General features: G+C 62.4%; 14 protein-coding genes. 6 read left to right on the top strand and 8 right to left on the bottom strand.

Going from position 1 to position 19,038, the window contains the following annotated elements:
- Positions 1-2: 2 nt before the first annotated feature.
- Entirely contained in the window at positions 3-1,883 is a 1,881-nt protein-coding gene (recQ, locus tag AC1D2N_RS02245; protein WP_130729309.1) for a DNA helicase RecQ, read from the bottom strand.
- Positions 1,883-3,892, bottom strand: a complete 2,010-nt coding sequence (gene dnaG, locus AC1D2N_RS02240; RefSeq protein ID WP_130729310.1) for a DNA primase — start codon at positions 3,890-3,892, stop codon at positions 1,883-1,885. Before dnaG ends, recQ begins: the two co-directional genes overlap by 1 nt.
- Before the next feature lie 670 nt (positions 3,893-4,562).
- Between dnaG and AC1D2N_RS02235 the strand changes: the two genes are divergently transcribed.
- Positions 4,563-5,453, top strand: coding sequence for a hypothetical protein (locus AC1D2N_RS02235; protein WP_130729311.1), 891 nt, complete (start codon positions 4,563-4,565; stop codon positions 5,451-5,453).
- Positions 5,454-5,456: 3 nt separating this feature from the next.
- Here AC1D2N_RS02235 and AC1D2N_RS02230 read toward each other — a convergent pair whose 3' ends face one another.
- On the bottom strand, positions 5,457-5,912 hold the full coding sequence (locus tag AC1D2N_RS02230; RefSeq protein ID WP_018242983.1) for a GatB/YqeY domain-containing protein: 456 nt from the start codon (positions 5,910-5,912) through the stop codon (positions 5,457-5,459).
- A 273-nt stretch (positions 5,913-6,185) separates the two neighbouring features.
- Between AC1D2N_RS02230 and carA the strand changes: the two genes are divergently transcribed.
- Together carA and AC1D2N_RS02220 are read left to right on the top strand one after the other, a co-directional pair.
- On the top strand, positions 6,186-7,391 hold the full coding sequence (carA, locus tag AC1D2N_RS02225) for a glutamine-hydrolyzing carbamoyl-phosphate synthase small subunit (protein WP_026230698.1): 1,206 nt from the start codon (positions 6,186-6,188) through the stop codon (positions 7,389-7,391).
- A gap of 129 nt (positions 7,392-7,520) precedes the next feature.
- Positions 7,521-7,841, top strand: a complete 321-nt coding sequence (locus AC1D2N_RS02220) for an antibiotic biosynthesis monooxygenase (protein WP_065276157.1) — start codon at positions 7,521-7,523, stop codon at positions 7,839-7,841.
- Between the two features lie 10 nt (positions 7,842-7,851).
- Here AC1D2N_RS02220 and AC1D2N_RS02215 read toward each other — a convergent pair whose 3' ends face one another.
- The 3 genes from AC1D2N_RS02215 to AC1D2N_RS02205 form a co-directional block, all read right to left on the bottom strand.
- Positions 7,852-9,255 carry an MATE family efflux transporter gene (locus tag AC1D2N_RS02215; protein WP_018242985.1) on the bottom strand — a complete coding sequence of 468 codons (1,404 nt, stop codon included), beginning with the start codon at positions 9,253-9,255 and terminating at the stop codon, positions 7,852-7,854.
- A gap of 142 nt (positions 9,256-9,397) precedes the next feature.
- Positions 9,398-10,642, bottom strand: a complete 1,245-nt coding sequence (locus tag AC1D2N_RS02210) for a TCR/Tet family MFS transporter (RefSeq protein WP_018242986.1) — start codon at positions 10,640-10,642, stop codon at positions 9,398-9,400.
- A gap of 138 nt (positions 10,643-10,780) precedes the next feature.
- On the bottom strand, positions 10,781-11,692 hold the full coding sequence (locus AC1D2N_RS02205) for a LysR family transcriptional regulator (RefSeq protein ID WP_113542319.1): 912 nt from the start codon (positions 11,690-11,692) through the stop codon (positions 10,781-10,783).
- A gap of 139 nt (positions 11,693-11,831) precedes the next feature.
- Between AC1D2N_RS02205 and AC1D2N_RS02200 the strand changes: the two genes are divergently transcribed.
- A complete protein-coding gene (locus AC1D2N_RS02200; protein ID WP_113542320.1) occupies positions 11,832-12,827 on the top strand; it encodes an aldo/keto reductase in 996 nt (331 codons plus the stop codon).
- 57 nt (positions 12,828-12,884) lie between these two features.
- On the opposite strand, the gene ypfJ is transcribed toward AC1D2N_RS02200, so the two are convergent.
- Together ypfJ and AC1D2N_RS02190 are read right to left on the bottom strand one after the other, a co-directional pair.
- Positions 12,885-13,805 (bottom strand): KPN_02809 family neutral zinc metallopeptidase, encoded by a 921-nt coding sequence (gene ypfJ / locus AC1D2N_RS02195; RefSeq protein WP_028732913.1) that lies wholly within the window; start codon positions 13,803-13,805, stop codon positions 12,885-12,887.
- A gap of 77 nt (positions 13,806-13,882) precedes the next feature.
- Positions 13,883-14,413, bottom strand: coding sequence for a DUF2306 domain-containing protein (locus AC1D2N_RS02190; RefSeq protein ID WP_130729312.1), 531 nt, complete (start codon positions 14,411-14,413; stop codon positions 13,883-13,885).
- Positions 14,414-14,460: 47 nt separating this feature from the next.
- Between AC1D2N_RS02190 and AC1D2N_RS02185 the strand changes: the two genes are divergently transcribed.
- Both AC1D2N_RS02185 and carB read left to right on the top strand, forming a co-directional pair.
- Positions 14,461-15,237, top strand: a complete 777-nt coding sequence (locus AC1D2N_RS02185) for a LytTR family DNA-binding domain-containing protein (RefSeq protein WP_130729313.1) — start codon at positions 14,461-14,463, stop codon at positions 15,235-15,237.
- A 269-nt stretch (positions 15,238-15,506) separates the two neighbouring features.
- Positions 15,507-18,995: a carbamoyl-phosphate synthase large subunit gene (gene carB, locus AC1D2N_RS02180; RefSeq protein ID WP_130729314.1), complete on the top strand. Its 3,489-nt coding sequence runs from the start codon at positions 15,507-15,509 to the stop codon at positions 18,993-18,995.
- Positions 18,996-19,038 lie beyond the last annotated feature (43 nt).

The raw sequence follows: 19,038 nt of genomic DNA, 5'->3' as shown, positions 1-19,038 counted from the left end.
TCTCAAGGATCAGGCGGGCCGTTGTCCTGCGCCAGGATGATCTCCAGGAAGGCATCGCCGTAGCGTTCGAGCTTCGCCTGCCCGACACCTGATATGGCGAGCAATTCCTTGCGGCTGCGCGGCTTCTCGGTGGCGAAGGCGATCAGCGTCGTATCGGGAAAGACGACATAGGGCGGCACGCCGAGCGATTTCGCAATCGCCATACGCTCGGCCCGCAGCGCCTCGAAGAGACTGCCGTCGGCGCCCGATAGTCCCGATTTGCGTTCGCTGCGCTCCGCCTTCTTCGTGCGCCGTTCCGAGGCAGGCCGGTCTTTGCGGAAGAACACCTGTCGCTCGTGCTTGAAGACGGCGCGCGCCTCCGGTTCCAGCTTCAGCGCCCCGTAAGCCTCATGATCGACGCGGATCAATCCCATGGCAAGCAACTGGCGGAAGACCGACTGCCAGACGCGCGCCGAAATATCCTTGCCGGCGCCGAAGACCGGCATTTCGGCATGGCCGAAACGCTCGGTCTTTTCGTTGACGTTGCCGAGGAGCACGTCGACGACATGGCCAGCGCCGAAACGCTCGCCGGTGCGATAGATGGCGGCCAGCGCCTTGATCGCCGCCTCCGTGCCCTCCCAGGTCTCGACCGGCTTCAGGCAAGTGTCGCAATTGCCGCAATGGCCGGCATGCGCCTCGCCGAAATGGGCAAGGATCGCCTGGCGGCGGCAGGAGGCGGTCTCGCAGATCGCCAGCAATGCGTTGAGCTTGGCGCGTTCGACCCGTTTGATCTCCGCGGCGGCATTTCCCTCGTCGATCATCCGGCCGCGCTGGATCACGTCGGCCATGCCATAGGCCATCCAGACCTCGGACGGCAGGCCGTCGCGGCCGGCACGCCCGGTCTCCTGATAATAGGCCTCGACGGAGCCCGGCAGATCGAGATGGGCGACATAACGCACATTCGGCTTGTCGATGCCCATCCCGAAGGCAACGGTGGCGACCAGGCAAAGGTTCTCTTCTTTGAGGAAGGCATCCTGATTGGCGTCACGAACCGACCTGTCCATGCCGGCATGATAGGCAAGCGCGCGGATGCCCTGACCGTTCAGCCATTCGGCCGTATCCTCGACCTTGGCGCGCGACAGACAATAGACGATGCCGCTGTCGCCCTTGTGGCCGGACAGGAACCGCAACAGCTGCTGGCGCGGCTGGTCACGCTCGACGATCTCATAGGCGATGTTCGGTCGGTCGAAGCTGGTGGTGAATATCTGGGCGGCATCGAGCCCCAGCCGCTCGATGATGTCGTCGCGTGTGTGCGGATCGGCCGTCGCAGTCAGCGCAACGCGCGGCACACCGGGATATTGCTCGCCGAGCCGGCCTAGCGCGCGATATTCCGGCCGGAAATCATGGCCCCATTGCGAGACGCAGTGGGCCTCGTCGATGGCAAACAGCGCGATCTTCTCGTTGGCGATCAGCTCGCGGAAACCATCGGTCAGAATGCGCTCGGGCGTGACGTAGAGAAGGTCGAGCTGGCCCGCCGAAAGCGCGCGGCGAACCTCGACGAACTCCTCGCGCGACAGCGACGAGTTGAGTGCCGCGGCGCGGATGCCGAGCTGCTTCATCGCCTCAACCTGATCGCGCATCAGCGCAATCAGCGGCGAAACAATGATGCCGACGCCATCGCGGCAAAGCGCCGGGATCTGGAAGCACAGTGATTTGCCCGCACCAGTCGGAAAGAGCACGACCGCATCGCCGCCGGAAACCACGTGCTCGACCACCTGCTGCTGCTTGCCGCGGAAGGAGGAATAGCCATAGACCTGCTTGAGAATATCGAGCGGCGAGCGGCCGGAAGAAAACAACGCGCCGGAAGCGGAAAAACCCGGTTCATTCCGTTCAGTCAGCGACATCAGTGGTTCGCCGCCCCTTTGACGCGGCCAGAAAGCACGCCGAAGCCATCGATGATTGCCTCCTGGTTCTCAAGGCGCACCCCTTCGAAATGCACTTCCTGCTGCGCTCGCATCAGCTGAACGATCGCCTCGCCGTCGCCGGCTTCGGTCGCCAGCGCGATCTCGCGCTCGAGCTCGATCTTCTGCCGGCGCAGCGCCTTCGCCCGCTTGTGGGAGGCCAGCGCCTGGCGGTATCCCTCACGCGCGTCCTCCATCGCCGCCTCCTCGGTCGCGATCCACAGCCGGGCATTGCGCACCTGCTGGTCGAGGCTCTTGATGAGCGGGCCGAAGCCTTCGAATTCCAGCCTTTCGGTCAGATATTCGCGCGTCAGATGCGGGCCGGCGACGGCCGCGGCTGCCCCCAGCATCGCCGACCAGAGCCGCTGCAGCTCGCGGCTGTCATATTCGATCGCGGCGATCTCGTCATAATCGTCGATCATCAGCGAGGGGTGATTGACGACGGTCAGCGCCAGCACGCTTTCCCGCAGCGCCGTATTGTTCTGGTGGCCGCGCACGGGGCCCGAGCGGGCGAGCCTTTCGGAAATGACGCTCGGGCTTTTCGGCCCTGCCTTGCCCGCATTGTCGCGGCCCGCCCGGTAATTGCCATTGCCGTTGAAGCCGCCACGGCGATCGCCATTGTTGCGGTTCTGGAACTGCGGCTGGAAGAAGGCATTCAGGCGGTCGCGAATATCCTGCTGGTAGTGGCGGCGCACGTTCTCGTCGGCGATGACGGCGACCAGTTGCTTCAGCCGCGCCTCCAGTTCGGCGCGCGCCTCGGGCGTATCGAACTTGCCGGTGTTGATCTCCCGGCTCCAAAGCATCTCGGAGAGCGGCTTTGCCTGGCTCATCACCTTGTCGAAAGGCGCGCGCCCGTCATCGCGCACGAGATCGTCGGGATCCTTGCCGTCGGGCAGAAGCGCGAAGCGAACGGAACGGCCGGGCTTCAGATGCGGCAGCGCCAGTTCGGCGGCGCGATTGGCGGCGCGGATGCCGGCGCCGTCGCCGTCGAAGCAAAGCACCGGTTGCGGCACCATCTTCCAGAGCAGCTCGAGCTGGTTTTCGGTGAGCGCTGTGCCGAGCGGCGCGACGGCATTCTCGATGCCCGCCTGATGCAGCGCGATCACGTCCATATAGCCTTCGACGGCGATGATGGTGCCGGTCGCATTGTCATCCTGAGAATCGCCGCGGCCCGGTCCCTGGATTGCGCGCCGCGCACGGGCGCAATTGTAAAGGACGTTGCCCTTGTGGAAGAGCTCCGTCTCGTTGGAGTTCAGATATTTCGCCGGCGCGTCGGCCGACATGGCGCGGCCGCCGAAAGCGATCACCTTTTCCCGCGACGAAAGGATCGGGAACATGATGCGGTCGCGGAAACGATCGTAGGAAACCGGCACGTTTTCATGGACGACCAGACCGCAGGCCTCGATCTGGTCCTTGGAGACACCCTTGCCGGCGAGAAATTCCTTGAGCGCATTACGGCTGTCGGGCGCATAGCCGAGACGGAAGGTCTCGATGGTGCGCCCCGTCAATCCGCGGTCGCGCAGATAGGCGCGCGCCCTCGCCCCATTCGCCGTCTGCAACTGATCCTGGAAAAATTGTGTCGCCATTTCCATGACGTCGATCAACGAGCCGCGCTCCTTCTCGCGCTTCTCCATCACAGGATCGGCAAGCGGCATCGGCACGCCTGCCATATCGGCGATCTGCTGCACCGCCTCGGGAAAACTCAGGCCCTCCAGCTCGGTGAGAAAGCGGAAATGGTCGCCGGTGACGCCACAGCCGAAGCAGTGATAGCGGCCCTTTCGGTCCTCGCAGTGAAAGCTCGGCGATTTCTCGCCGTGGAACGGGCAGCAGGCCCAATAATCGCCGCGCGACACATTGGTCTTGCGCTTATCCCAGCTCACGCGGCGCGCGATCACGTTCGAAATCGGAACGCGGTCGCGGATATCATCGAGAAAGGTGTTGGAAAAGCGCATTTATACCTCTTGGCCAACCTCCATATAAGCTGCTTTGCCGCTCCATGCCACGAAACTTGTCATGAAAACCCGCTATTCACAGGCTATGTGGCCGTCATCGGCGGCTCCGGTTATCCGATCAACAACGCGTTATCGCCCCCTGCGACAGGGTGCGACATTATTGTCCCTTCAGAGCCGGAATTCCGCCGGCAGAAAAACTTCAGCAAGCGCAGCGGTCTCTGACGGAGACGAAGAATCCCCTTTAGAAACAAAAGATTAGCACCTCTGATGATTGCACCTCATCAACCTCCGCGCCACCTCCCGAGACTCCGCTTCGACGCCTCCCAAACCGCCGATTCCGGCAATTATTATTTTTTTGTAATTTGAATAAGCCGCCGCACCGCAATAGGTTCGATCTCAACAAAGCGATCCCCGAGCGAAGCACCATCCCTACCCCCGGCGCCGCTTCGCAAGGGTGCCTTTGCAAATACCCTCCGGCTTGGGCTTCGGCCCTGCGTGCCGGTGGAAGCAAAGAGCAAGAAGGCAGGAGCGCCCCCAGCTCCTGCCTTCTTAAATTTTTGGCTCTCCCTGCGACAACTCTCCCTTTGAAATTAACCGCTTATTGACAAAACCATTGACAGGCGGCGCTCGCATGAAAGATGTATGCGCCGAACTCCCTGGACCTCTCCAAATGGCTTTTACCGCGGACAATCTTGCAGCAGACGATCGCTTTCTCGCTGCCATCCTGCATTGCGCCGATCAGATGCTCTCCATCTATCGTGAGAGCCCGCGCATCGCCTCGATCTTCGCCGCGCAGCAGCGCTGGCTGATGGCCCATGCCGGCTTCGCGCTTCATTACGGTTATTCCGACGACGGGAAGAGCGGCGGCCTCTATTCCGGCCGCTTCATCGATTTTGCGGTCAGGAACGACATCGCCAGCCGCAACACGGCCGCGGCCTTCATGCAGGAGATGCTGGCCTATCGCTTCCTGCGACCGGTTCCCGGCCCCGACAAGCGCACACGCTACCTCGAGCCCACCGAAATCGCCGAGCAGCATTTCACCCGATGGCTCGTCGCCCATATGATGATCCTCGACAGTCTCGACGGCGGTGAGCGCGCCGATAAGATCACCGCCGATCCCTCTGCGATGATGGCAGCAATCCAGCCGCTGATCGCAAGGGCGATCATCGGGAGTGAAGCGGTGCGCAATCCGGGCGCCACCTTCAACCTCTTCAACTGGGCAAATTCCGGCGGCCTGGTGATGGATTACCTGATCTCGCGGCTTCCGGAATTTCCAAGGACGGCCGACCGCGTCGTTCTCGGTCCTCTGTCGCTCAGGGAAATCCGTGAACAGTTCATGATCTCCAACACCCACCTGAAGCGGCTTCTGACGCAGGCAGCGACCATGGAAAGCGTTGGCTGGACAGAACCCTCCCGCAAGGGCGACTTCTGGCTGTCGGGCCACTTCATCGGCGAATATTGGAATTATCAGGCGGCGAAATTCGCCATCATCGATGCCGCAGCGGAAGCGGTGCTCGGGCCTGCGGTTCGTAACGAACCGCAGGCAAGGCTCGTCATCTGAGGCTTATCCGTTCAACAGTTCCTTGACGGTCGCCGACGCCTTGGCAAAATCCATCTGGCCGGCATAACGCTCCTTCAGCGCCGCCATCACCTTGCCCATGTCCTTGGCGCCCGCTGCACCCGTCTCGGCGATGATCGCCGACACGTTGGCGCGCACTTCGCTGTCTGAAAGCTGCTTCGGCATGAAATCCTGAATGACGATGATTTCGGCACGCTCCTTGGCGGCAAGCTCCGGCCGGGAATTCTCCTCGTAGATCTTTGCCGATTCGTCGCGCTGCTTTACCATCTTAGCGAGGATCTGCAGGATTTCGTCGTCGCTCGCCTGTTCCTTGCCAATGCCGCGATTGGCGATATCGCGGTCCTTGACCGCGGCCTGGATCAGCCGGACGGTGGAAAGCCGCTCTGCATTCTTGGCCTTCATCGCCTCTTTCAGCTGGGTGGCGAGTTGATCGCGCAGCATGGTCTTCACTCCTGTTTTGATGCCGCTTCATAAACCACGCTGATGCGGGGGATCAAATAAATTGCGCGGTCAGTGCGATAAAGCGCAGGAAAATGGCAGCAATCTCGGCTACAAAGATTGACGCTAAGCGATTGCGTGGCTATTTACCGCCACCTGCACCAAAATTCGTGATCAGGCCTGAAGCGCGCGGCATTGCCGCGTCCACGCGCCTGCGAGATCAAAAGGCGGCGAGCCGCGGCAACGCGCGCACCGAACGCCGGAAACGGGATGAAGATGACCGCGACAGCACCCTGGACAATCGAGAAGCCGACCGCCCTGCTCGTTCTTGCCGACGGCACGGTCATCGAAGGCAAGGGCATCGGCGCCACCGGCAAGGTGCCGGCCGAAGTGGTCTTCAACACCGCGCTGACCGGCTATGAGGAGATCCTGACGGATCCCTCCTATCTCGGCCAGATCGTCACCTTCACCTTCCCGCATATCGGCAATATCGGCACCAACGATGAAGACATCGAGGATCTGACGCCTGCCGCCCGTCACGGCGCCGTCGGCGTCATCTTCAAGGCCGACATCACTGACCCCTCGAACTACCGCGCCGCCAAACACCTCGACCAATGGCTGAAGGCCCGCGGCGTCATCGGCCTTTGCGGCATCGACACGCGCGCGTTGACCGCCTGGATCCGTGAGAACGGCGCCCCGAACGCGGTGATCGCCCACGACCCGAACGGCGTCTTCGACATCGAGACGTTGAAGGCCGAAGCCAAAGCCTGGAGCGGCCTCGAAGGTCTCGACCTCGCCAAGATCGCCTCGTCGGGCCAGTCCTCGCAATGGACCGAAACGCCGTGGGTGTGGAATGAAGGTTACGGTGAACTCAAGGCGACGGAGGCGAAATACCACGTTGTCTGCCTGGATTACGGCGTCAAGCGCAACATCTTGCGCCTGTTTGCCGGCCTCGGCTGCAAGGTGACTGTCGTGCCGGCCGCAACGAGTGCCGAAGACGTGCTCGCCATGCAGCCGGACGGCATCTTCCTGTCGAACGGCCCGGGCGATCCGGCGGCAACCGGTGAATATGCCGTGCCTGTGATCAAGACGCTTGTTAAGACCGATATCCCGGTCTTCGGCATCTGCCTCGGCCACCAGATGCTGGGCCTCGCACTCGGCGCGAAGACCGAGAAGATGCATCAGGGCCATCACGGCGCCAATCACCCTGTCAAGGACCATACCACAGGCAAGGTCGAGATCGTCTCGATGAACCACGGCTTCGCGGTCGACTCGAAGTCGCTGCCAGATGGTGTTGAAGAGACTCATATTTCGCTTTTCGATGGCACCAATTGCGGCCTGCGTGTCCTCGGCAAGCAGGTTTTCTCCGTCCAGCACCATCCGGAAGCCTCTCCGGGCCCGCAGGACAGCCACTATCTCTTCCGTCGCTTCATCAACATGGTGCGTGAGAAGAAGGGCGAACCGGCGCTCGCCGAGCGCTGATTTCAAACAATGCCCATTTCAGATGAAGGCCCACCCAAGTGGGCCTTTTTCTTTAATCGCCTGTTGACCTCAACTTAACTTGAGGAACTACAGATCTGCCTGCAAACATTTGATGCGGGAGAAAACCGGATGAACGGCGTTTTCTACAGGATCGACAAGTTCGCCGTGCCGGCCCCGGCGCGCGACGAGTTCCTGATGCATATGGTGTGCACACATGCCTTGCTGCAGGCGCAGCAAGGCTTCACCCGACACTCTGTCCTGGAGCAGGTCGCCGGCCCCGGCGAATTCAACTTCGTGACGATCGCCGAATGGGAAAATGCCGAGGCGTTCGAGCAGGCGCAGGCAGCGGTCGCCGCCGCGCAGGCGACGGCAAACCTTAGTCCGCAGGAAACGTTCGAACGGCTCGGCATCCGCGCCGATATCGCCGGCTACAAGCCGGTCGCAGCCTGACCAGGAGATATCAGGCGCCGGCCGTCACTCCTTCGCGGCGAAGGAGAAGGTAGAAGCGCGCGCAGAGCATGACGGCGGCGGCGGCCAGCCCGACGAGGAAGCCGAACCAGATGCCGATGCCGCCGAAACCCAGCGGGAAGGCAAAGGCCCAGGCAAGGAAGAAGCCGATCGGCCAGTAGGCGATCAACGCCATGATCATCGGCACGCGTGCGTCCTTGAGGCCGCGCAGCAATCCATTGGCGATCACCTGCAGCCCGTCGACGAGCTGGAAAAGCCCGGCAACGACGATCAGCGGCCCGGCATAGGCAAGGACCTCGGGCGCCTCGGCCGCATTGACGTCGAGGAACCAGCTGCCGAGGAATTGCGGCATGGTGGCAAAGAGCACAGAACCCACCGCCGAAATGGCGCAGGCGAGGACGAGCACCGTGATCGAAGCGCGCACCAGCCCCTGATAATCACCCTGCCCGTGCGCGACACCGACGCGCACCGTCGCCGCCTGGCTGAGGCCGAGCGGGATCATGAAGGCGATCGAGGCCCATTGCAGGGCAATGCCATGAGCCGCAAGCTCGATCGTGCCGATATAGCCCATCAGGAGCGAAGCCACCGTGAACAGGCTGACCTCGGCAAGGATGGTGACGCTGATCGGGAAACCAAGCCGGATGACCTCCAGCAGCGCATGCCAGTCGGGCTTCCAGAACCGCACGAAGATCTCGTAGCGCCGAGTCTCCTCCCGCCGCTGCACGAAAGCCAGGATGAAGATGAAGCCGGCCGTCTGCACGACGACCGAAACGATCGCAGCACCTTCGAGCCCCATCGCCGGAAAGCCGAAATGGCCGAGGACAAGGATATAGGCGAAGATCGCGTTCATCACCAGCGTGGCGATGGTGACGTTGAGGATGATACCCGCCTTGCCGATGGCGCTGACCAGCGCCCGCATGACGTTGAAGAGCAGCGCCGGCAGCACGCCGAACTGGCCGATCATGATGTAGCCGTGGGCGAGCTTGGCCACCTCGGGCTTCTGCTGCGCGAAGAGAAGGATCTGCTCCGAATTGAAGAAGGCCGGCTGCATGATCACCCAATAGGCGATCACCACCCACAGACCCATGCGCAGCGACCGGCGCACCGACACGACGTCGCCGCGGCCATAGGCCTGCGCCACCATCGGAATGACGGCGATGGCAAAGCCCGAGCCGAAGATCAGGATCGTGAACAGGAACTGCGCCGCAAGCACCATCGCCGCTAGATGCTCGGCGCCGAGCCGGCCGACGATCATGACGTCGGTGGTGTTGATGCCGAGCTGGGCAAGCTGCGCGCCGATCAGCGGAATGCCGAGCGCCAGCGTTGCACGGAAATGTGCGCCCCAACGATTATCGGCTGTCGGCGCAAGCCTGCGCGTGTCGATCGGCGTGTCCATGACACCAGTCCTGTGATTGAAATATGCGTCGCCGCAGCTTGCGGCGAAATAACATCCGGACTTAGAGCAAAGCCCCGCAAAGAACTACCCCAGATGAGGCAAATGATGAAAAATTCATCATCGCATCAGCGTTTCTGATCGATCAACCTGCCGCTTCCAGCGCCTGGGCAGGCTCACGGACCCGGACCCGCATGAGGAACACGCCGGCGGCCAACAGGATGAACAGGGCGGCGGCAAGATAGGGCGCGCCGGCAAAAGTGACCGGCGCCTCGGGCCGCGTGAAATAACCGAACATCTGCGTGAAGATTAGCGGTCCGAGGATGGTGGTAATGCTGCTGAGGCTGGTGAGCGCGCCTTGCAGCTCGCCCTGTGCCGAGGGCGGCACCATGCCGGCGGCGATGCTGCGCAGCGGCGGATCGGCGACGTTTTCCATGACAGTCGCAACGATGATGACATAGACGACCCAGCCCTCCCAGGCGAAGGCATAACCGGTGAGCCCGACGGCCGAGAAGCAGAGGCCGAGAAGAGCGGTCTTCCACTCGCCGAGCACCGGCACGATCCGCGGCAGAACCAGGCCCATGACGATCGCGGCGCCGATGCCGTAAATGCCGAGCGACAAACCGATCTGTCCCTCGCTCCAACCGTAGCGATAGGTCGAGACGAACGACCAGACCGAGGGATAGACCGCATGCGCCAGGAAGAACAGGAACATGACGAGGCTGACCCAACCGATGCCGGGATAATGGCGCATCTGGCGCAACGCGCCGAGCGGATTGGCGCGCTTCCACTCGAACCGGCGGCGGTTTTTCGCCTCCAGCGTTTCCGGCAGCAGGAAGCAGGCGGCGATGAAATTGACCAGCGATAGCGCGGCCGCGCCGAGGAACGGCACACGCGGGCCGAATTCGCCGAGCAAACCGCCAATGACGGGACCGATCGTGAAGCCGACGCCGAAGGCGATGCCGATCAGCCCGAAATTCTTCGCGCGGTTCTCCTCCGTGCTGATATCGGCAATATAGGCCGAGCAGGTGGCGAAGCTGCCGCCACTGATGCCGGCAAGCACGCGGCCGACGAACAGCATCCAGTAGCTGGTGGCGATGCCACAGATGAAATTGTCGATCGCGAAGGTCAGCACCGAAAGCAAAAGGATCGGCCGACGGCCGAAACGGTCGGACAGGTTTCCGAGCAGCGGCGCAAACAGGAATTGCATGCCGGCATAGACGAGCATCAGCCAGCCGCCGTCAATCGCCGCATCGCTGACGCTGCCGCCGGTCAGTTGCTCCAGATAAGCGGGCAGCACCGGCATGATGATGGCGATGCCGATAATGTCGAGGAAGAGGATGATAAAGACCAGAAAAAGGCCGCGGCGAACGAATTTAGGGTCAAGCATGAGGCATCTCTACAGCGATCGGTTCTGAAAAGACGATCTCGTCGCCAAGAAAGTGACATAGCTCAGAAAGGAAACCGAAACAATCCGTGAACATTTCAAAGTTTTTGATAATGCAGAACGGGAAGTTTATGAGACGTCTCAACCGAGGGGCGCGCGCTGCCGTTCCAGCTTCAGAAAATCGACGAAGGCGCGCAATGGTGCCGGCATATGCCGTCGACTGGCGTAATAAAGATACGGACCGGAAAATTCGCTGGCCCAATCGTCGAGGATAGCGACCAGTTGACCGGAGGCGAGGCCCGATTCCAGGAGCTCTTGGAATGAGCTGATGATGCCCAGCCCCGCGACGGCGGCGGCGAGCTCTATCTCGATCGAATTTGACGTAAGCGCACCGCTTGGCGAGATGGCAAAAGTCTCCCCGCCGCGCTCGAATTCCCAGGTGAGCCCGATCCCGCTGAGAAAGCGATGCCGGATGCAGCTGTGCTCCAGCAGGTCACGCGGATGTTGCGGCATGCCCCTTTCCTGCAGATAAGCCGGTGAAGCGGCGGTGACATAGCGCTGCCGGCTCGGACCGATCGGCACGGCGATCATGTCGCGCTCGATGCGCTCGTCATAACGGATGCCGGCGTCGAAACCGGCGGCGAGCACGTCGATGAACGTATCCTCGGCGACGATCTCCAGCTCGATCTCGGGATAGAGCTTCAGGAACCGGCAGGCAATGTCGGGCAGGAACAGCCGCGCCGCGACCGTCGGCACGTTGAGCCGCAGCGTGCCGGCCGGCCTGTCGCGGAAATTGTCGAGCGCCCCGAGTGCGGCGGCGACCTCGCCGAGCGCCGGCTCTAGTTGCGCCAACAATCGTTCCCCGGCGGCCGTCGGCGTGACGCTGCGCGTCGTCCGATTGAGCAGGCGCACGCCGAGCCGCTCTTCCAGCCGCCGCAGCGAGTCGCTGAGCGATGAGGCCGAAACCCCACGCTTGCGGGCGGCGGCGCGAAAGCTGCGCTCCCTTGCAATCGCCGTGAAGGCATCCAGATCACTCAAGGGAAGATCGCTCATTGTGCATTTTTCCGTACGGCCTGTTCGACACTATCCGGATTATCGCACAAATACGAAAGCGCTAAAACGGTGTCCGGCAGCGCCGCCCCGGCGCGGACGTCCGATAGCGCGCCGCTCCGGCGCAAAGAAGGAGAAGACAATGCAGACCTATCGTTTGGGAAAGACCGGACCTGATGTCTCGGCCATCGGCCTCGGCTGCATGGGCATGTCGGGCATGTATGGTCCCTCAGATCGCGCAGAAAGCATCGCGACGATCCATGCCGCGCTCGATGCCGGCGTCAACCTGCTCGACACCGGCGATTTCTACGGCATGGGCCACAATGAAATGTTGATCGGCGAGGCATTGAAGGGCCGCAGGCGCGAGAACGCCGTCATCAGCGTCAAGTTCGGCGGCCTGCGCGATCCGGTCGGCGGCTGGAACGGCATTGACGCCCGCCCGGTCGCGGTCAAGAATTTCCTCGCCTATTCGCTGCAGCGCCTCGGCGTCGACTATATCGACATCTACCGCCCCGCCCGCCTCGATCCGAACGTGCCGATCGAGGACACCGTCGGCGCCATCGCAGATTTGGTCAAGGCGGGTTATGTCAGGCATATCGGCCTGTCGGAAGTCGGCGCCGATACGATCCGCCGCGCCGCCACTGTTGCCCCGATCGTCGACCTGCAGATCGAATATTCGCTGATCTCACGCGGCATCGAGGAGAAGATCCTGCCGACGACACGTGAACTCGGCATCTCGATCACTGCCTACGGCGTGCTGTCGCGCGGCCTGATCAGCGGCCACTGGCAGAAGGGCCAGGGTGCGACGGCAGGCGACTTCCGTAATTACAGCCCACGCTTTCAGGAAGGCAATATCGAGCAGAACCTCGCTCTGGTGGAGAAGCTGCGCGAGATCGCCGAGGCAAAGAGCGTCTCGGTCGCCCAGATCGCCATCGCCTGGGTCGCCGCCAAGGGCAAGGATATCGTCCCGATCATCGGCGCTCGCCGCCGCGACCGACTGAGCGAGGCGCTCGGCTCACGCGCCGTCGACCTGTCGCCAGAAGATTTCGAAGTTATCGAACGCGCCGTGCCGAAAGACGCGGCCGCGGGTGGGCGTTATCCCGAGCATATGCTGCAGCATATGGACAGCGAGAAGTAAGCAAGGGATGGAAGGGGCTGCGATGTGCTTGTGCCATGCGCCCCTTCTCTCTACTCCTCAAATCGGGCCGGAGAACGTATCGCAGGCTGACAACTGGCCGCTGTCGAAGCCACGCTTGAACCATCTGACGCGCTGCTCCGAGGTGCCGTGGTTGAAGCTTTCCGGCACGACATAGCCCTGTGACCGCTTCTGCAGCGAGTCGTCGCCGATCTGCTGGGCGGCGTTCAGCGCTTCCTCCAGATCGCCGGACTCCAGCAGGCCCTTCTGCTGGGTATATTTGCCCCAGATGCCGGCGAAGCAATCGGCCTGCAACTCGACGCGCACCGACATCTTGTTGGCTTCGGCCTCGCTCATGCGCTGACGCGCCTGGTTGAACTTCGGCAGGATGCCGAGCAGGTTCTGCACGTGATGGCCGACCTCGTGGGCAACGACATAAGCCTCGGCGAAATCGCCGGACGCGCCGAAGCGGTCGGAAAGCTCCTGGAAGAATTCGGTATCGAGATAAACCTTGTGGTCGCTGGGGCAGTAAAACGGGCCTGTTGCAGATGATGCGGAGCCGCAGGCCGATGCCGTCGAGCCCGAGAACAGCACGAGGCGTGGCTCCTCGTAATTCTGGCCCTGCGCCTGGAAGATGCCCTGCCAGGTATCTTCGGTCTCGGCAAGAACGGTACGCATGAAAGCAGTCATCTCGTCATTGGCGGGCGTGCGTGTTCCGCCGGACTGGCTCTGCTCGTAGCCGGGACCGCTCGTCGTGCCGCCGGTATCGAGCACCTGCATCAGGTCGATGCCCATCGCCTTGAAGATAAAATAGATGACGACGAGGAAGATGATCGTACCGATGCTGAGGCCGCCGCCGGCGCGGCGAACGCCGCCGCCGGAAGGGAAATTAAAGCCGCCGCCGCGGCCGAAACCGCCACCGGCCGGATCGCTGCGGCGATCTTCGATATTGTCGGACTGACGCCGGCCTCTCCATTCCATCTTCGCTCTCCCCGGCAATGCCTGTGCTTGCACTCAAGGAGTCTATATATCCGTCGGCGGCTGGAATTCCAGCGACTTCATCGGGCAATCAGGCGCCTGCGTCGGCGGCGCAGCACGATCGCGGCCAGGATCGAGCCGATCACCGCCGCAGCAAGGGCAGCCGGCCATTCCGCTCCGGTGAAGACGACCGCATGCATGATCCGGCCAGGCACGAAAGTGAACAGGCCGGCGAGGATGATGCCGCCGAAATAAAGGCCGGCGACGATGCGTTTGTGCAGACGGATATCGCCGCGGCGGGCCGCCGCGATCGCATTCCAGCTGCCGAACAATGTTGAGATCGACAAAAGATGGATCGGGCTGAACCCGTAGAAGAGATCGAGTTGGTGAATGAAGAAGCTCGATATTGCCGTTACAATCATCAGCACCATCCAGATCCTGCCGAGCAGCCGGTGCAGCAGCGTGCCCTTGGGGCGCAGCAGGATATAGGCGCCGAGAAGGGCCGCCGGCGTAACAGCGGCGACGTGGATCTGAACGGCGAGCGGGGCGTCGAAGAGCGGTTCGAGGGTCATGAGCGGCATCCGGTTGAATTCGATCGCTCTTTCCGCCAAGACTTCATCTGCCTCAATCCGAACCGCGCGAACGGCAGGAAAACTTCGTGATTCACCCCTTCTTGCAATCCACGCTTCGCGAATTGCAGGTCTTTCTCCACTCCCGGCGTTTCTGGGGAACCTTTGCCGCGATCGTCCTGCTCTTTGCCTTCACCGGCCCCTACGGCACGATGCAAAGCATGGCCTTCGGCGAACGCCTCGCCTATTGGCTGAGCCTGCATGCCCTTGCCTGGGTGATCGCCATCCTCTGGGCGGTCGCGGCCGAAAGACTGCTGCGGGAGGTGATCGTTTCCATGTTCGCCCGCATGATGACGGGTTCGCTCGCCGCCGCCCTGCCGATCGGTTTTGCCATCGGCCTCGTCGACTATGTCTTCACCGGCGAAACGACTACGGTGCAAAGCGGCCTGCAGCGCGCGCTTTTTGCGGTGCCGCTCTGCGCCCTCTTCTGCCTTTTGACCTACATGGCGATGAGCCAGAAAATCGCCGAAGCCGCAGCACCTCACGAAACCAGCCCCGGCACCTCGATCCTCGACCGACTGAAGCCTGAGAACCGTGGCTCGCTGCTGCGCCTTTCCGTCCAGGATCACTATACCGAGGTGGTGACCGGCCGCGGGCGCGAACTGGTGCTGCTGCGTTTCGCCGACGCGCTGAAGGAAACCGCCGCAACGCCGGGCCTTCGCGTTCATCGCTCGCACTGGGTGGCCGACGCCCATGTCGAAAGCCTGAAACGCGACAATGGCAGGCTGCTGATCCTCACCCGCGACGGCACGAGAATCCCGGTTAGCCGCAGCTATATCGAGGATGTGCGCCGCCGCTTCACCTAAAGAAGACGCGCCAAGCGCTTGACGGGACTCCCGCTTTCGCTCTTCCGGAAGCAGGGCGGCGGCGAAATCCGGGTGGCGGTCGTGTCTGATGGAAAATAGTCTTTCGCGCCGTGTTGGATTCCTGTCGATTCCGCGATTTATGGGGTTCCGTTTGCAAATACATTTGCCTATAAGCCGCTTCTAGCCTGAAAAGACCCAGCATGCGCGACCCGACCCGGTGATCTCCCACCCTGGCCGGCTTTCTGCGCAGCCAGAAAACGGAAGCACTCATGCCGAAGCGCCAAGATATCAAATCGATCCTCATCATCGGCGCGGGACCGATCGTCATCGGCCAGGCTTGTGAGTTCGACTATTCCGGCACCCAGGCCTGCAAGGCGCTGAAGGAGGAAGGCTACCGCGTCATCCTCGTCAACTCCAACCCGGCGACGATCATGACCGATCCGGGCCTTGCCGACGCCACCTATGTCGAGCCGATTACCCCCGAAGTCGTCGCCAAGATCATCGCCAAGGAGCGCCCGGATGCGCTGCTGCCGACCATGGGCGGCCAGACGGCGCTGAACACCGCGCTTTCGCTGAAGCGCATGGGCGTGCTCGACCGTTACAATGTCGAGATGATCGGCGCCAAGCCTGCCGCCATCGACATGGCCGAGGACCGCGCGCTGTTTCGCGAGGCGATGGCCCGTATCGGGCTGGAAACCCCGCGCTCGATGCTGGCGAACGCCACCGACATCAAGGACCTCGACCGCAAGACGCACGAGGCCGAGCGCAACAAGCTGCGCGAAAGCCTCTCCGGATCCGATCTCGACAAGGCGCTGGACGAGCTGGAAAACCAGTGGAACCTCGGCGAGAGCGACCGCAAGCAGCGTTATATGAGCCATGCCATGGCGATTGCCGCCCAGGCGATTGACCATGTCGGCCTGCCCGCCATCATCCGCCCCTCCTTCACGCTCGGCGGCACCGGCGGCGGCATCGCCTACAATCGCTCGGAATTCTTCGAGATCGTCGGCGGCGGCCTCGACGCCTCGCCGACCACCGAAGTGCTGGTCGAGGAATCGGTGCTCGGCTGGAAGGAATATGAAATGGAGGTCGTCCGCGACAAGGCGGACAACTGCATCATCATCTGCTCGATCGAGAACATTGATCCGATGGGCGTCCACACCGGCGATTCGATCACCGTCGCGCCGGCGCTGACGCTGACGGACAAGGAATATCAGATCATGCGCAACGCCTCGATCGCGGTGCTGCGCGAAATCGGGGTCGAGACCGGCGGCTCGAACGTCCAGTTCGCCGTCAATCCGAAGGACGGCCGTCTCGTCGTCATCGAAATGAACCCGCGCGTCTCGCGCTCGTCGGCGCTCGCCTCGAAGGCCACCGGCTTCCCGATCGCCAAGATCGCCGCCAAGCTCGCCATCGGCTATACGCTGGACGAACTGGATAACGACATCACTGGCGGCGCAACGCCTGCCTCCTTCGAACCGTCGATCGACTACGTCGTCACCAAGATCCCGCGTTTCGCCTTCGAGAAATTCCCCGGCGCCTCGCCGGTGCTGACGACCGCGATGAAATCGGTCGGCGAAGTCATGGCGATCGGCCGCACCTTCGCCGAATCGCTGCAGAAGGCGCTGCGTGGCTTGGAAACCGGCCTGACCGGCCTCGACGAGATCGAGATCCCCGGCTTTGAAGAAGGCGAATCCAGCCAGAACGCCATCCGCGCCGCAATCGGCACGCCGACGCCCGATCGCCTGCGCATGGTCGCCCAGGCGCTGCGCCAGGGCATGAGCGAAGCCGAAGTCCACGAAGGCTGCAAGATCGATCCCTGGTTCATCGCCGAACTGAAGGCGATCATCGAGATGGAGGCCCGGATCCGCGAGCACGGCCTGCCTGATGATGCCGCTAACCTGCGCAAGTTGAAGGCCATGGGCTTTTCCGACGCGCGCCTGGCGACGCTAACCGGCAAGCGCCCGAAGGAAGTCGCCGAATTCCGCAACAGCCTGAACGTCCGGCCTGTCTTCAAGCGCATCGATACCTGTGCGGCCGAGTTCGCCTCGCCGACCGCCTATATGTATTCGACCTATGAGACGCCTTTCGTCGGCGCCGCTCGCTCCGAAGCTGAAGTGTCGGACCGCAAGAAGGTTGTTATCCTTGGCGGCGGCCCGAACCGTATCGGCCAGGGCATCGAGTTCGACTATTGCTGCTGCCACGCCGCCTTCGCGCTCAAGGATGCGGGTTATGAGGCGATCATGATCAACTGCAACCCGGAAACCGTCTCGACCGACTACGATACGTCGGACCGCCTCTATTTCGAGCCGCTAACGGCCGAAGACGTGATCGAGATCCTGCGGGCAGAACAGGAAAAGGGCGAAGTCGTCGGCGTCATCGTCCAGTTCGGCGGCCAGACGCCGCTGAAGCTCGCCGAGGCCCTCGAAAAGAACGGCATCCCGATCCTCGGCACCGCGCCTGACATGATCGACCTTGCCGAGGACCGCGACCGCTTCCAAAAGCTCCTGATGAAGCTCGACCTCAATCAGCCGAACAACGGCATCGCCTATTCGGTCGAGCAGGCCCGCATGGTTGCCACCGAAATCGGCTTCCCGCTGGTCGTACGTCCCTCTTACGTGCTCGGCGGCCGCGCCATGCAGATCCTGCATTCGGAAGGCCAGTTGCAGAGCTACCTGCTCGATACCGTGCCTGAACTCGTGCCTGAGGATATCAAGCAGCGCTATCCCAACGACAAGACCGGCCAGATCAACACCCTGCTCGGCAAGAACCCGCTGCTCTTCGACAGCTATCTCAGCAACGCCATCGAAGTCGATGTCGACTGCCTCTCCGACGGCACCGATGTCTATGTCGCCGGCATCATGGAGCATATCGAGGAAGCCGGCATCCATTCCGGCGACAGCGCCTGCTCGCTGCCGCCGCGCTCGCTGTCGGTCGAACTGCTCGACGAGCTGGAGCGCCAGGCCAAGGCCATGGCCAAGGCGCTCAATGTCGGCGGCCTGATGAACGTCCAGTTCGCCATCAAGGATGGCACCGTCTACGTTCTCGAAGTCAATCCGCGCGCCTCGCGCACCGTGCCCTTTGTCGCAAAGACCATTGGCGCGCCGATCGCCAAGATCGCCGCCCGCGTCATGGCCGGCGAGAAACTCGATGCGACCTTTGCCGCCTATGGGCAAAAGCCCGATCCGCGCAAGCTGAAGCACATCGCCGTCAAGGAAGCCGTCTTCCCCTTCGCCCGCTTCCCCGGCGTCGACACACTGCTCGGCCCGGAAATGCGCTCGACGGGTGAAGTCATCGGCCTCGATACCGATTTTGCGCTGGCCTTCGCCAAGTCGCAGCTCGGCGCCGGCGTCGAGCTGCCGCGTGACGGGACGGTCTTCGTCTCCGTCCGCGACGCGGACAAGCCGCGCGTGCTGCCGGCGATCCGCATCCTCGTCGAGCAGGGCTTCAAAGTGCTGGCGACCGGCGGCACTGCCCGCTTCCTTGGCGAAAACGGCATCACCGCTACCAAGATCAACAAGGTGCTCGAAGGCCGTCCGCACATCGAGGACGCGATCCGCAACCGCCAGGTCCAGCTCGTCATCAACACCACCGATGGCAACAAGGCGATCTCGGACTCCAAGTCGCTCCGCCGTGCGACGCTGATGCAGAAGGTGCCCTACTACACGACGATGGCAGGCGCAGAGGCCGCCGCCCAGGCGATCAAGGCGCTAAAAGCCGGCAATCTGGAAGTGCGGCCGCTGCAGAGCTATTTCGCCTGAGATACCGAACGCCACCGCTCGATGAGCGATGGCGCCAGCCTTG

This window comes from Rhizobium sp. P1_B8 (genome assembly GCF_056406515.1).
The sequence above is the reverse complement of the archived record's forward strand: the minus strand, read 5'-3'. Positions and strand labels throughout refer to the sequence as shown.